At 44.3% G+C, this 13,933-nt stretch carries 11 protein-coding genes; 6 read left to right on the top strand and 5 right to left on the bottom strand.

Features of this window, described 5'->3' with window-relative positions:
• Position 1: 1 nt before the first annotated feature.
• Entirely contained in the window at positions 2-1,339 is a 1,338-nt protein-coding gene (locus tag EBI00_RS08025; protein WP_123095422.1) for a Na(+)-translocating NADH-quinone reductase subunit A, read from the bottom strand.
• A gap of 420 nt (positions 1,340-1,759) precedes the next feature.
• On the opposite strand from EBI00_RS08025, the gene folX reads away from it, so the two are divergent.
• The 3 genes from folX to EBI00_RS08010 are packed head-to-tail and all read left to right on the top strand — an operon-like array spanning position 1,760 to position 6,394.
• A complete protein-coding gene (gene folX, locus EBI00_RS08020) occupies positions 1,760-2,128 on the top strand; it encodes a dihydroneopterin triphosphate 2'-epimerase (RefSeq protein WP_206612567.1) in 369 nt (122 codons plus the stop codon).
• A gap of 7 nt (positions 2,129-2,135) precedes the next feature.
• The gene (gene mfd / locus EBI00_RS08015; protein WP_123095421.1) at positions 2,136-5,549 is read left to right on the top strand and encodes a transcription-repair coupling factor; all 3,414 of its coding nucleotides are present in this window, start codon (positions 2,136-2,138) and stop codon (positions 5,547-5,549) included.
• Complete coding sequence (locus EBI00_RS08010) at positions 5,546-6,394, top strand: hypothetical protein (RefSeq protein WP_123095420.1); 849 nt, start codon at positions 5,546-5,548, stop codon at positions 6,392-6,394. Before mfd ends, EBI00_RS08010 begins: the two co-directional genes overlap by 4 nt.
• Positions 6,395-6,486: 92 nt before the next feature.
• Here the strand turns inward: EBI00_RS08010 and sohB are convergent, their stop codons facing one another.
• Entirely contained in the window at positions 6,487-7,533 is a 1,047-nt protein-coding gene (gene sohB, locus EBI00_RS08005) for a protease SohB (RefSeq protein WP_123095419.1), read from the bottom strand.
• Positions 7,534-7,791: 258 nt separating this feature from the next.
• Here sohB and nhaB point away from each other — a divergent pair, with 258 nt between their 5' ends.
• Positions 7,792-9,294, top strand: coding sequence for a sodium/proton antiporter NhaB (gene nhaB / locus EBI00_RS08000; RefSeq protein ID WP_123095418.1), 1,503 nt, complete (start codon positions 7,792-7,794; stop codon positions 9,292-9,294).
• 90 nt (positions 9,295-9,384) lie between these two features.
• Here nhaB and dnaQ read toward each other — a convergent pair whose 3' ends face one another.
• The 3 genes from dnaQ to EBI00_RS07985 are packed head-to-tail and all read right to left on the bottom strand — an operon-like array spanning position 9,385 to position 11,281.
• Entirely contained in the window at positions 9,385-10,104 is a 720-nt protein-coding gene (dnaQ, locus tag EBI00_RS07995; RefSeq protein WP_123095417.1) for a DNA polymerase III subunit epsilon, read from the bottom strand.
• The gene (rnhA, locus tag EBI00_RS07990; protein ID WP_123095416.1) at positions 10,101-10,544 is read right to left on the bottom strand and encodes a ribonuclease HI; all 444 of its coding nucleotides are present in this window, start codon (positions 10,542-10,544) and stop codon (positions 10,101-10,103) included. Before rnhA ends, dnaQ begins: the two co-directional genes overlap by 4 nt.
• Complete coding sequence (locus tag EBI00_RS07985) at positions 10,541-11,281, bottom strand: class I SAM-dependent methyltransferase (RefSeq protein ID WP_123095415.1); 741 nt, start codon at positions 11,279-11,281, stop codon at positions 10,541-10,543. Before EBI00_RS07985 ends, rnhA begins: the two co-directional genes overlap by 4 nt.
• A 93-nt stretch (positions 11,282-11,374) precedes the next feature.
• On the opposite strand from EBI00_RS07985, the gene gloB reads away from it, so the two are divergent.
• Together gloB and EBI00_RS07975 are read left to right on the top strand one after the other, a co-directional pair.
• Positions 11,375-12,148 carry a hydroxyacylglutathione hydrolase gene (gloB, locus tag EBI00_RS07980; protein WP_123095670.1) on the top strand — a complete coding sequence of 258 codons (774 nt, stop codon included), beginning with the start codon at positions 11,375-11,377 and terminating at the stop codon, positions 12,146-12,148.
• 54 nt (positions 12,149-12,202) lie between these two features.
• On the top strand, positions 12,203-13,828 hold the full coding sequence (locus tag EBI00_RS07975; RefSeq protein ID WP_123095414.1) for a LysM peptidoglycan-binding domain-containing protein: 1,626 nt from the start codon (positions 12,203-12,205) through the stop codon (positions 13,826-13,828).
• Positions 13,829-13,933: the final 105 nt, after the last annotated feature.

The raw sequence follows: 13,933 nt of genomic DNA, 5'->3' as shown, positions 1-13,933 counted from the left end.
ATCAACCCTCTTTCTCAATTAGAGTTAGGCAGTCCCGAAGAATCGGGCCATATTCGAACTTACCTGAACAGCTGTAAGTACATAATGCTAGATCTTCTTCATCCAGCTCGAGTGCACCAAGCTTTTGTGCTTGTTCTGTATCATTAACTACCAAAGCTCTCAAAAGCTGAGTTGGCAGAATATCCAGTGGCATTAGGCGCTCGAAGTTACCTAATGGCAACATAGTGCGGTCACTGCCATTTGTCGTAGTGGACATGTCGAATGTCTTTTTGCCCATCAATTTTGAAACAAACACATTGATGGTCGAGTGTTTTTCAACACCAGCACGAAGGTAATGCACCATTTGGCGCTCGCGACCTTCAAGCAAAACAGACACTTGATTGTGATAGCGACCAAGGTAAGCGTAAGGACCAAACGCATTACGGCCAGACAACACTGAACCGGATACCACTCTATTGTCGCCTTCTGATAACTCACCCGCAGTCAAGGCAAGAAGATCAGCACCAATCTGAGTGCGAATCAAACGCGGCTTTTTAACCTGTGGACCGGCTAAAGAAATAACGCGTTCAACGTAAAGCTCACCCGTTGTGAACAACTTGCCAACGGCAATAACGTCTTGATAGTTGATTGACCAAACCGTTTTTTTGTCGCTGACTGGGTCAAGAAAATGTATGTGTGTTCCCGCAAGACCGGCAGGGTGAACACCCGCAAACTCTTCAACAGTCACATCAGACGTAGTAGGTATCTTGGCGCCTTGCTCTTTACAAAGGAAAACTTTGCCTTCTGTTAATCGAGTCAAAACGGTCAAACCGTCTGCAAACGCTTCAGCTTGGTCCGCTAAAACAACTTCTGGTGAAGCCGCTAAAGGGTTTGTGTCAATGGCAGTTACAAAGATAGAATTCGGTACCGAATCAACTTCAGGCACTTTACTGAATGGGCGCGTACGAAACGCAGTCCACATTCCAGACTCTATTAAATTTTCAACCACTTTGCTGCGTTCGAGTGATTTAAGCTGAGAACCTGAATAGGAAGCAAATGCTTCACTTTCACTGCCTTCAACTTTAATAACAACGGACTGCAGGACGCGTTTTTCACCGCGATGTACCGCTTCAATTACACCAGACGCTGGGGAGGTATACTTAACACCATCCGTTTTCTTGTCTGTGAAAATGACTTGGCCTTTTTTAACAACGTCTCCTTCCTTAACCAGCATAGTAGGTTTCATACCATGGTAGTCAGGACCGATGACAGCGACTGTCTTGGCAGATGTCGCATTATCAATCACTTGATTGGGAGAGCCTGAGATCGGCAGATCTAGGCCTTTCGAGATTTTAAACATATGTTCTGCCCAACAATTTATTGAACACAAAAAGCGTAATGTGCAAGGTTTACACCCCCCTCCGGGAAAACATGCGTAAATCCACTAATCTAAAGGGTAGATTATTGACACAAACTCACTTCACCAAAAACCGCAACATTATAAAGGGCATTCAACGGTTTGACCAGCAAAGCCCTTCGCTTTTGGCTTGCATCTTTCATTCTCAGAAACACAATTCGCACCAAGCGTCCGTCAAAAAGGCGTAAAGAAGAACATCAATGCACTGACAGCAATTAGACACTTTTAGATTCATCCGCAAATAAAAGGATCCAACGAGCGATCACCACCGTACTTTCGAAGTTGCTATACTTTTCCTAACACGCCACAATATTGCTTTGTTAATTTATTAACAAGCTCAAATAAAACGGAAGTCAATGAGTTATGATTAAGCCAAACGCGCAAATACATATAAACAATTTACGTCTTAGAACCTATATTGGATTCAATGATTCTGAAAAAGAAAACAAGCAAGATGTGGTGATTAATGCCTGGATGCAATACCAAGCATCCGACGCCTATCACACAGACGATGTCAATAATGCTGTCAATTATCGCACCATATGCAAGCAGATAATTTCACACACTGAAAACAATCGTTTTTTGTTGCTTGAAAAACTGACAGCAGATTTACTTGAAATCTGCATGCAAGCCGACCATGTCACTTTTGCAAAAGTCGAGGTCGCTAAACCCCACGCCTTACGCTTTGCTGACTCTGTATCTTTAACCCTTTCCGCTTCTAGAGAGCTTTAACCTTACTATGCCTGATACTGCAAACATCACCCTAAAACCTGGCTACAAAAACCTCATATCGGGCCTCGATGGCAGTCGCAAAGTATTACAGCTTTTATCTATTGCCTCCTCCAACAAACAACCCATTCTCTATATGGTTGACACTGTTGCTGAACTGAACGAACTTGAAAGTGAGCTCGTTTTTCTCAGCAGCAAGCAGCACGAGCTGCTCAGGTTCAGTGACTGGGAAACCTTGCCATACGACGCCTTTTCACCCCACCAAGATATCGTATCGCAACGACTGGAGACACTAGCGCGTTTAAATGAAGCTGAAAACCCGATTATCTTGACCACAGTGGCTTCGTGCCTCACACGTCTATGTCCGAAACAACATTTGGATGCCCAACGCTTTCATTTAAAAGAGGGCCAAACACTGCCCCTCGAAACCTTGTCGAGAAAACTCGTAGACGCTGGCTATGCGAATGTTGATCATGTTAGTGAACACGGAGAATACACCATCCGTGGCGCATTAATGGACGTTTACCCCATGGGCGCCGAGAATCCCATTCGAATCGATTGGTTTGATAACGACATTGACTCTATTCGTTGGTTTGACCCAGAGACTCAACGCAGCACTGGTAAAGTTACTGAAATAAAGATGTTGCCTGCAAAAGAGTTTCCTACCTCGTCTCAGGGCATACAATATTTTCGCCAAGCTTTTCGAGAGCGTTTTGACAAAGACCCATTGTCTAGCCCTATTTACCAAGATGTCAGCAGCGGACTCATTCCAGCAGGAATAGAGTATTATTTACCGCTCTTTTTTGAACACACCACCAGCATCTTTGATTATTTACCTAAGAACACCTTGGTGATTCGATCTGGTACATTTAACGAACAACTTGCTAGTATCCAGCTCGATTTTCGCACACGACACGAGTCGCTTAGCTACAACATAGAGCGCCCTATTCTTCATCCAGATGAAATCTGCTTAAAGGAAGAAGAAATATTTGCCGAATTAAAGCATTTCACTAATGTCATTTTTTCTGCCGAAGGCGAACACCCTACCTTTAAGCCATTAAGCAACGTCAAAATCGACTCGAAAGCGGCTCAACCTTTATATAGGCTGCAAGAGCATTTAAATCAGACAAACACCAGAGTGCTTATCGTCGCCGAATCAGCGGGTCGTCGAGAAGCGCTTCTTGAGCTACTTAAAAAGCACAAGATTACCCCAAAACTCACCAGCAACTGGAAAACGTTTGAAAATTCAAACGACAAAGTAGCCATCACTGAGGGTAACATCGGACGCGGTTTTGTTATTCAGGACACACTGACCCTGATACCCGAAAGTGACATTCTGGGTGAACGGGTTTCTCAGCATCGCAGACGCAACAAGCACAGCAATATCAGCGACGATGCCATTATTCGCAACTTAACAGAACTTAGATTAAACGCCCCGGTTGTGCATATTGATCATGGCGTTGGGCGCTATCTTGGCTTAACCAACCTCGAAATTGATGGTCAGGAAACCGAACTATTAACCCTTGGCTACGCCAACGACGCCAAGCTGTATGTGCCTGTTTCGTCCTTGCAATTAATTTCTCGCTACACTGGTGCCGACGAAGACACCGCTCCACTACACAAACTGGGAACAGACAAATGGAGCGTTGCCAAACAAAAAGCCGCGGAGAAAGCCCGCGATACAGCCGCCGAATTACTGGAAATCTACGCCAAACGAGAAGCCAGAGTCGGTCATGCTTTTGCAAAACCAGATGATCAATACGAAATCTTCTCGGCTGGCTTCCCGTTTGAAGAGACGCCTGACCAGCAAATGGCCATTGATGCCGTTATGCAAGACATGTCGACCAAAAAACCTATGGACCGACTCGTTTGTGGCGACGTTGGCTTTGGCAAAACAGAAGTCGCCATGCGTGCTGCTTTTCTGGCGGTTCAAGGCGGCAAGCAAGTGGCGGTTCTTGTGCCTACTACCTTGCTTGCACAACAACACTATGAAAATTTCTGCGACCGCTTTGCTGATTGGCCAATAGAAGTAGAACTCTTATCACGCTTTCGTTCAGGCAAAGAATCCAATGCGGCCATTGAACGACTTGAAAATGGCAAAGCCGATATCGTGGTTGGCACCCACAAACTGATTCAAAGCAACATTAAATTCGCCAACCTTGGCCTGGTTATTATTGACGAGGAGCACCGCTTTGGCGTGAAGCAAAAAGAACAGTTTAAAGCGTTACGAGCCGAAGTAGACATACTCACCTTGACCGCGACACCGATACCACGGACTCTCAATATGTCACTCTCGGGCATTCGTGATTTGTCTATTATCGCCACGCCACCCGCCAAACGGTTGTCGGTAAAAACCTTTGTAAAACAGAAGGACGCCCATCAAATAAAAGAAGCCATTTTGCGTGAACTGCATCGTGGCGGTCAGGTGTACTATCTGCATAACGAAGTGCAAACGATTCAAAAAGCCGCCGAAGAATTGGAAGAGCTGATTCCCGAAGCGCGTGTCATTGTGGGCCACGGCCAAATGCGTGAAAGAGAACTGGAACAAGTCATGTCAGACTTCTACCATAAACGCGCCAATGTATTGGTATGTTCCACCATTATTGAAACAGGCATCGACATCCCAAATGCCAATACCATTATTATAGAACGCGCCGATAAATTCGGTCTGGCTCAATTACACCAACTTAGAGGTCGTGTCGGACGCTCGCACCATCAAGCTTATGCGTATCTGCTGACGCCAAGTGATCGCAAGGTGACCACCGATGCCGAAAAACGTCTCGAAGCCATTACTTTAGCCGACACTCTCGGGGCCGGCTTCACGTTAGCCACCCACGATTTAGAAATCCGTGGCACGGGTGAACTACTGGGTGATGGCCAAAGCGGTCACATCGAACATGTGGGCTTTTCATTGTTTATGGACATGCTAGACAGAGCGGTAAAGTCGCTTAAAAATGGCGAATCACCTGACATAGACATATCTTCACCTGCCCAAACCGAAATCAATTTACGCGTCCCCGCCCTTATACCGGAAGACTACTTAAGCGATGTTCATTCACGCCTAATTCTGTATAAGCGTATTGCCAGTGCCGCAACCAGTGATGACTTAAAAGATCTGCAAGTGGAAATGATTGATCGTTTTGGTTTACTGCCCGATGCCACTAAAAACCTGTTTCGTCAAACGGAACTAAAACTCAAAGCGGAGCAGCTGGGCATCAAAAAAATTGAAGCCAACCTCAAAGAAGGTAAAATATTCTTTAACAGCAAAACCCCAGTAGACCCAATGAAACTGATCAAGCTGATACAAACCAAACCCGATCAATATAAACTGGCAGGGCCAGACACCTTAAAGTTTATTGCCACAATGAACAGCGCTGATGAGCGTTTTCAAGAAACGACAAAAACCTTGGAGTTATTACATTGAAAGTCGCAACTTCTGTTCTACTAACAGCATGCTTGTTCAGCCATCCCTTGCTAGCGGACACCGAACAGTACGACCCAGAAACCGCCAGAGCTTATCAAGGATACTTGTTGACGTTTAGTTGGCCTGAAGGCCAATCTACTGAACAAGTCAATTATGTGGATTTATTGCCTGCCGAATTGGGGTTGCTGACTAACAATAAACAACAAGCCAATGAGAAAGAGTCACCTCTTGATCTACAGCTCGATTCACCGTTTGTTGCCATGGAAAACAAACTCAAACGTCGGGTAGACATACTCGCCAATCAAGAATGGACACTGATTTTCAAAGCCCCAGGAGACAGCATTCGCAAGCAGTTTACGCATTACAGCGAAGCATTCGGCTACCCTGAACTTACGGCGGACGTTGCCATAAAACTGGGGCGCTATCTTGAAACTGACATTCGTTATCAGCATTATTTATTTAGTCGGAATGCATTGCAAAACACCGTCAGCTCATCACAAGATGACACACCTGATCAGTCAGCAAGCCTTGATGTAACAGACAGCAACATCACCTTGCTAAAAGCACCCGAGCAAACGAGCACCAGCATTGAACTGCCTAACTTGGCGATTAATGACGAAGCCTTTGTTCCTTCAGCCGTGCTAACTTTGTATCAGAGTAATAAGACTGCCAGCAAAAAAGTCAATTACCTCGATCATCCAACCATAGGCACTTTATTGTATTTTGAACCGATTGAATTAGAAGACGCTTTCGAGCGAATCGCATTGAAAACAATGACACCTGAAACCGGAGCCAGCTTGAACTACGATGAACTACAAAGCACCAACGAGCTTTACAGTCGTTAAAACACGTTTTTGCTAGGCTTAATTGGCGTTAAAAATTCAGAGCAAAAAAAAGGAGCCCTTGTTGAGGCTCCTTTTTTTCGAATTTTACTTTTTTAATAACCGCGCGTCTGAGTCAGTTTACCAATCCAACTAACGGCTTTCTGCTCTAAGGCAGAAAATAAGGACAAACCAAACCGTTCTGCCATGCCTTTTGGCTGCTTGTAAGTCACTTGAATCACGTCTGCTTTGTCATAGTGAGACACTAAATACGCATCACTTGTCATCACCGAATCTACCAAGTTATTTTCCAACGCTTCAGAACCATACCAAGTCTCGCCTGTAGCAATACTTTCAATGTCTAACTGTGGTCGCTGACTGGACACAAAACGCTTAAACAAATCATGCGTATCTTCCAAATCTTGTTTGAATTTCTCACGCCCTTCATCGGTATTTTCACCTAGCATGGTAAGCGTTCGCTTATAACGTCCCGCCGTATGAAGCTCAACATCAATCAAACTTTTGTCTAATAGTCGATGTACGTTAGGGATTTGAGCCACTACGCCAATAGACCCCAGAATAGCGAAAGGCGCGGCAATGATTTTATCCGCGACGCACGCCATCATATACCCTCCACTGGCAGCGACTTTGTCGACACATACCGTCAGCGGTATATTGGCCTCTCTAACACGTTGCAACTGTGAGGCAGCGAGCCCATAGCCATGCACAACACCACCGCCACTTTCAAGGCGCACTATAACTTCATCTTCTGGCGTCGCCACGCTCAAAATTGCCGTTATCTCTTCCCGCATGGTTTCAACGGCAGAAGCCTTTATGTCACCATCAAAATCCAACACAAATACACGTTTTTTTACGACTTCTGTCGCCTCTGTCTTGTTGGGTGTTTTTTTCTGTGATTTCTTTTCAAGTTTCTCTTTCTTCTTTTTTTCTTTGAGTCGAGCTTTTAACGTTTTTTTATCCAAAAGCTGACTGTCTAACTCAGCTTTCATTGCATCATAAGCGTCATTTAATTTTGCTACGGATAAATGACCCGGCTGTGATTTGCGCTTGCCACTGGCCATCATCGCCAGCAACACACCAATCACTAAAGCAACACTGATTAACTTTAAAGCAAACGCGGCGTAGTCGGTTAAAAATTCCAAAATGCCTTCCTTCTGTCTAGATATTGATAATTTATAGATATATTTGGGGTAATTATGTAAAAAACAATGTAATTTTATTACAATTCACTCTAGATACTAAATTTCATATGCCTTATTATCTGGCGCTTCAGAATTTCCCTGCTTTAGAAAACACTCGATGTGAAAGAACTAACAAGATTCCTTTGGACATTTTTACACCAGAGAAATCTTGTTATTTTTTTCGCACATTTTCGTGCCTTTTCTTAAAAGGAGAAACCAATGAAACCCTCTCTCGCGCAAGCGTTCGGCAGAAACTTTCTGGGCGCTGCCCCACTCTGGTATAAGCAAGTCATTCTAGCCTTTCTGATTATTAACCCTATTGTACTGGTGGTGTTTGGACCTTTCGTTGCGGGTTGGTTGTTAATTGTCGAATTTATTTTCACTTTGGCCATGGCATTAAAATGCTACCCCTTACAGCCTGGCGGTTTGCTTGCTATCGAAGCGGTCGTACTTGGTTTAACCTCTCCCGAAGGTGTATACACTGAAGTCTCCCATAATATAGAAGTCATTTTACTGCTGATGTTCATGGTCGCTGGTATTTACTTCATGAAAGACATGCTGTTATTTGTCTTCAACAAATTATTGGTCAAAGTGAAATCTAAAATTGTTATTTCATTGATTTTTAGCTTTTCTGCGGCCTTATTGTCTGCATTTCTTGACGCGTTAACCGTCACCGCAGTCCTTATCAGTGTCGGTGTCGGGTTTTATTCAGTCTACCATAAAGCGGCATCCGGACAGAGCTCTAACAAAAATCATGATCATGGCAAAGACGATTCCATCTTGCCCGTCAACGCAGAAGATTTGAGTGAGTTTCGCTCTTTCTTACGTGATCTGATGATGCACGGTGCTGTGGGTACCGCACTCGGTGGCGTTTCTACATTAGTAGGTGAACCACAAAACCTTCTCATTGCCAAAGTTGCTGGCTGGGATTTCTTGGAATTTTTCCTAAATGTCGCCCCCGTCTCTATGCCTGTCTTAGTCTGTGGCCTGCTGACCGTGATTGTATTAGAAAAAACCGCGTGGTTTGATTACGGTGCCCAGCTTCCTGATACCGTTCGAGACATTTTGAATAACTTCGAAAAAGAAGAATCGCAAAAGCACACCAATAAGCACAAAGCGCAATTGATTATTCAAGGCATCGTGGCTGTTATTCTGGTATTATCTCTTGCTTTCCATGTTGCTGAAGTCGGTCTAGTAGGCCTAATGGTTATTGTCTTACTAACCTCTTTTAACGGCATTATTGAAGAACACAGAATCGGACACGCGTTCGAAGAGTCACTTCCTTTCACCGCACTTTTGGTGGTTTTCTTCACTGTTGTTTCCGTTATTCACGCCCAGCACCTTTTCCAACCCGTGATTAATCTGGTCTTTAGCATGCCGGTTGAACATCAGCCTATCGTGTTGTTTATCGCAAACGGCGTCTTATCAGCGATCAGTGATAACGTGTTTGTTGCGACTGTTTACATCAATGAAATTAAAGCAGCTTTGGATGCTGGTTTGATTACACGTGAGCATTTTGATGTATTGGCTGTGGCGGTAAACACAGGAACAAACTTGCCAAGTGTTGCGACACCTAATGGCCAAGCGGCTTTCTTGTTCTTGTTAACCTCTGCCATTGCTCCCTTGCTGCGCTTGTCCTACGGAAAAATGGTTTGGATGGCACTGCCCTACACAATCGTGTTGAGCATTGTAGGCGGCTTCTGTGTTGTCTATTTACTATAAAGTTGACCCATAGTTCATTAAAAACCCTCAATAAAATGCCTTTCAATATCGCGGACTACTCTGCATTGAAAGGCATAAAATGAGGTTTTTTTATTGGACGTTCGGCTTACGCCACAAAGATTGTCCAGATTTTTTATCAATAAGATTCAATCTTTCTTCGTGAGATTGCAGTTCAAGTTGGCTGGCTCGGATGATTTTCAGTGGCTTACGTTCATTCGACAGCCTTCTAATAGCATCCACATCCCCTTCTTCCTTATTTTGTGAATCAGAATGGTTTGCCAATCCTAAACTGGTTTGCCCCCCCGTCATCAGCAAATACACATCCGCCAAGATTTCGGAATCTAATAGGGCTCCGTGCAATTCTCGATGGGAATTATCAATACCGTAACGCTTACAAAGAATATCTAGATTGTTCTTCTGACCAGGATGCTTTTTACGCGCATACACCAAGCTATCAAAGACACGACAGACCTCATGTGTTTTAGGATAACCACCCAAGCGTGCGAATTCGTGATCCATAAAACCAATATCAAAGGGGGCGTTATGAATAATCAGCTCAGCGCCTTTAATAAAATCAAAAAACTCTTGAGCAATTTCATGAAAACGCGGTTTATCAGCCAGAAACTCATTACTGATGCCGTGGACACGGAAGGCTTCTTCTTCGACTTCTCTATCAGGATTGATATACACATGAAAATGACGTTTGGTGAGTTTACGCCCTATCATTTCGACACAACCAATCTCGATAATACGGTGCCCTTGCTTAGGGTCGATCCCCGTGGTTTCCGTATCTAGAACAACCTGCCTCATGATGCGGCCCTCAATTCATCTATACCTTGATTCGCCAGCTCATCGGCAATTTCATTGCCTTCTATACCGGCATGACCTTTTACCCATTTCCAAGTGACTTCATGGCGCTGGCATTGTTCATCTAAGGCTTGCCATAAGTCTTTATTTTTAACGGGTTGCTTAGACGCGGTCATCCAACCTTTTCGCTTCCAACCTGCCAACCATTCCGTAATGCCTTTTTGGACATAAGACGAGTCGGTATAAAGTATCACAGAGCATTTCTCCTTTAGTGCTCTCAGACCTTCTATCGCCCCCATCAACTCCATCCGATTGTTTGTTGTGTCGTGCTCGCCACCACATAAACGTTTTTCATGTTCACCAAACGTCAGCCAAGCTCCCCAACCACCAATTCCTGGATTGCCCTTACAGGCACCATCTGTGTACAGTACTACCTTCTTCACTCTCTCATCTCTTTTGCTGTTGGTTTTGTTAAGGGCGGCACTCGAACTCGAGCGCCTGACCAACGTGGTTTCAGCGGAATAAATCGCTTTTCTTGCTTAGTCGCCACTATGATATAAACGCCACTAAAAGGCAGCTTCAGAGGCTGAAGAATTTTATCAAGCCAATTAAAACGCGCCCGCCATTTACCGCATTGTAGGGGCGGATGATACCAAACAAATCGTTTAACTTCTAAAGTAAGTCCCGCGACCTTTAACCAATCTTCCAATCGTTGGTGGGCAATAAAATGTCCACACCAAGGCGCTTTTCGTCGTTTTGAAAACAATCGACATACCCCCCACAACCCCCAGGGATTAAATCCTACAATAATCAGTTTACCACTGGGCAGTAGGGTTCGAGCGGCCTCACGCAAATCGTCATGGGGAGTGGCCGAAATATCCAGCGTATGATGAAAAACATGAACGTCCACCCCATCTGGTTCAAAAGGTAATTCACTTGATCTCGCCACAACAGTATTGGGGGATGCTCCCAACTCCAAGCTTGGTGCAATCAAAATACTGTCACGTAAGCGATGAGGATCTAGAGTAAGTGCTTTAACTGGGGATTGAGTCACAAGATAGTAACCAACCACGGCATCCAGCTCGGCAATGATTTCCTCTTTTTCACGTTGCAACAAATTTTCACCTAGCTCTGTTTGATACCAAGTTTGAAAAAATTGTCTTGATTGATCATCCAACATACAATGAACTCACTTTTTAACGATGTAGACGTGTTATTTTTTGTTTTTGTCATCACGTCGTATGAACGAAAACCACCACAAAGCAGACATTTTATGACTATTTTTCCACTCCCCGCTTTTCAAGATAATTATATCTGGATTCTAAAAGACGCAAAAAGTTCAGAAATATGGGCCGTGGACCCAGGTGATGCCAGTGTTGTATTGCAATATTGTCGTGAACAAGACGTCCTTTTAAAAGGCATTTTAATCACGCATCACCATAAGGATCATACTGGCGGCGTGGCAGAATTAAAACACTTTGCCGATTGTCCAGTGTATGGGCCAACACACCTAACGGAGCTAGTCACTCATCCTATGACCAAAGGGGATACAGTGACGATTTTTTCACACACGTTTAAAGTACTAGAAACACCAGGACACACACTGGATCACCTATGCTACTTTTCATCACAGGAAACACCAATCCTATTCAGTGGCGATACGCTGTTTAAAGGTGGGTGCGGGCGCATTATGGAAGGCAATCCAGCACAAATGCTCGCCGCCATGACTGTGATTTCAGCGCTACCCGATAATACACTAATCTACGCCACCCATGAGTACACTTTAGCGAATTACCGGTTTGCCCTTTCTTTGGAACCTAACAATGCAGAACTTGTAGCTGAAAATGAACGCAGTCAGCAAAAAAGACGCAACAACGAGCCAACACTACCCACCAGCTTAGCGTTAGAAAAAAATACCAATCCGTTTCTTAGGACACACATAGAAGCGCTTAAAACCTCGGCAGCTCAACAACTTAATGAATCCCCAGCAAACGAACCTGTTGGATCTTTTAGACAAGTCAGAAGTGCTAAAGACAGTTTTAGTTGACCTATGAGATTACCGCTTTAAAATGGCTAAACTTTATTCAACCTTGTGGTTCCCATGATTTATAAATTCTTTTGGATTGTTATTGCTGTTTTTGGTCTTAGCGCGTGTCAAACTCCCTCTAACCTAGGCGACAATACTTCCACCAACCTAATAGAGCTCGAAGAAGAGATAGACGAAGCCGACACCGAACAGCTGGGATTTATCGACACAGTACCTGCTCTTGAGCCCACCGAAGAGGACCTAGATACCGTAGCCGTTATTGAAGAACCGAGCGTTCCAACGGATATCTGGGATCGTATCCGTGCGGGCTATCAACTCGATATCGATATAGATCGCCCTAGATTATCCTCTCAACTACGTTGGTACAGCACTCACCCCACCCACCTAGACAGAGTATCAAAACGCGGCGCTCGCTATTTGTATTACATTGTTGACGAGCTAGAAAAAGCTGGCCTTCCAACTGAAATCGCTTTACTTCCTATTGTTGAAAGTGGCTTTGATCCATTTGGCTACAGTCACGGACGTGCGTCAGGGCCTTGGCAGTTTATTCCATCGACTGGCCAAATGTATGGTTTAGACCAAACATGGTGGTATGACGGTAGGCGCGACATTATCGGATCAACTCAAGCGGCGATTGCCTATCTCACACGTCTACATAAAATGTTTGATGGGGATTGGATGCACGCATTAGCCTCTTACAACTCAGGCGAAGGCACCGTGATGAGAGCCATAAGAAAGAACAAGGCGGCCGGTAAACCAACCGATTTTTGGTCTTTGGATCTACCCAAAGAAACTCGCGCTTATGTCCCAAAACTTATCGCATTAGCAAAAATCATTAAAAACCCTGAAAAATACAACTACTCTACGTATTTTATCCCCAATAAGCCCTACTTCGAAGTGGTCAATATAGGTGGACAGATCGATCTCGCTCAGGCTGCAGAAATGGCTGATGTGAGCATAGATGAAGTGTATTTACTGAACCCAGGCTTTAATCAGTGGGCAACATCCCCCGATGGCCCCCACAGACTATTAATGCCAGTGAGTAAAGCCAAACAATTTAGAACCAGATTAGCAGAGATCCCCAGCAAAGACAGAGTCACTTGGGTTCGTTATACTGTAAAAGCCGGAGACAACCTACTTTTGGTTGCCAAGCAGCACAATACCACGGTGAATGTTCTTCAGGACGTCAACAAAATCTCTTCTACCATGATACGCGTGGGTCAGGAGCTGATGATTCCCGTTGCTGGCAACAAGATTGAAAGCTATACACTAAGTTCTCATCAGAGATTGCTTGCCAAACAATCAAAGTCGCCAACTCGCAATCGTATTAAGGTAAACCACACAGTGGCGTCAGGAGACAGCTTATGGTTGATTGCCAATAAGTACGATGTAGACACGAAAACACTGGCGCGCTGGAACAACATGGGGCTGGGAGACACACTCAGACCTGGCAAGAAGCTGGTGATCTGGCTAGAACCCAAACAACAGAAAAGCAATGCTAGAAGTGTTGTAAAAAAAGTGATCTACACCATACGACCAGGCGAGTCACTCGCTTTGGTTGCTAACAAATTTAAAGTGTCCATAAACGACATCCAAAAATGGAACCCGAAAGTGAGCAGTCAAAAATACGTTCAACCAGGGGATAAGGTGACACTTTTGGTAAACGTAGTTGGTGGCTAGCGGATAATCCAAAGCTGCAAGATTTTACAATGTGACAAACAAAAAAGGGCTGATCTATTCAGCCCTTTTTTGATCTACTGTCCCATCCTAAAATACGTTGACATA

This window comes from Marinomonas hwangdonensis (assembly GCF_003721245.1).
Taxonomy (GTDB): domain Bacteria; phylum Pseudomonadota; class Gammaproteobacteria; order Pseudomonadales; family Marinomonadaceae; genus Marinomonas; species Marinomonas hwangdonensis.
Note: the sequence above shows the minus strand (reverse complement) of the source record. Positions and strands in the feature narration are given on the sequence as shown.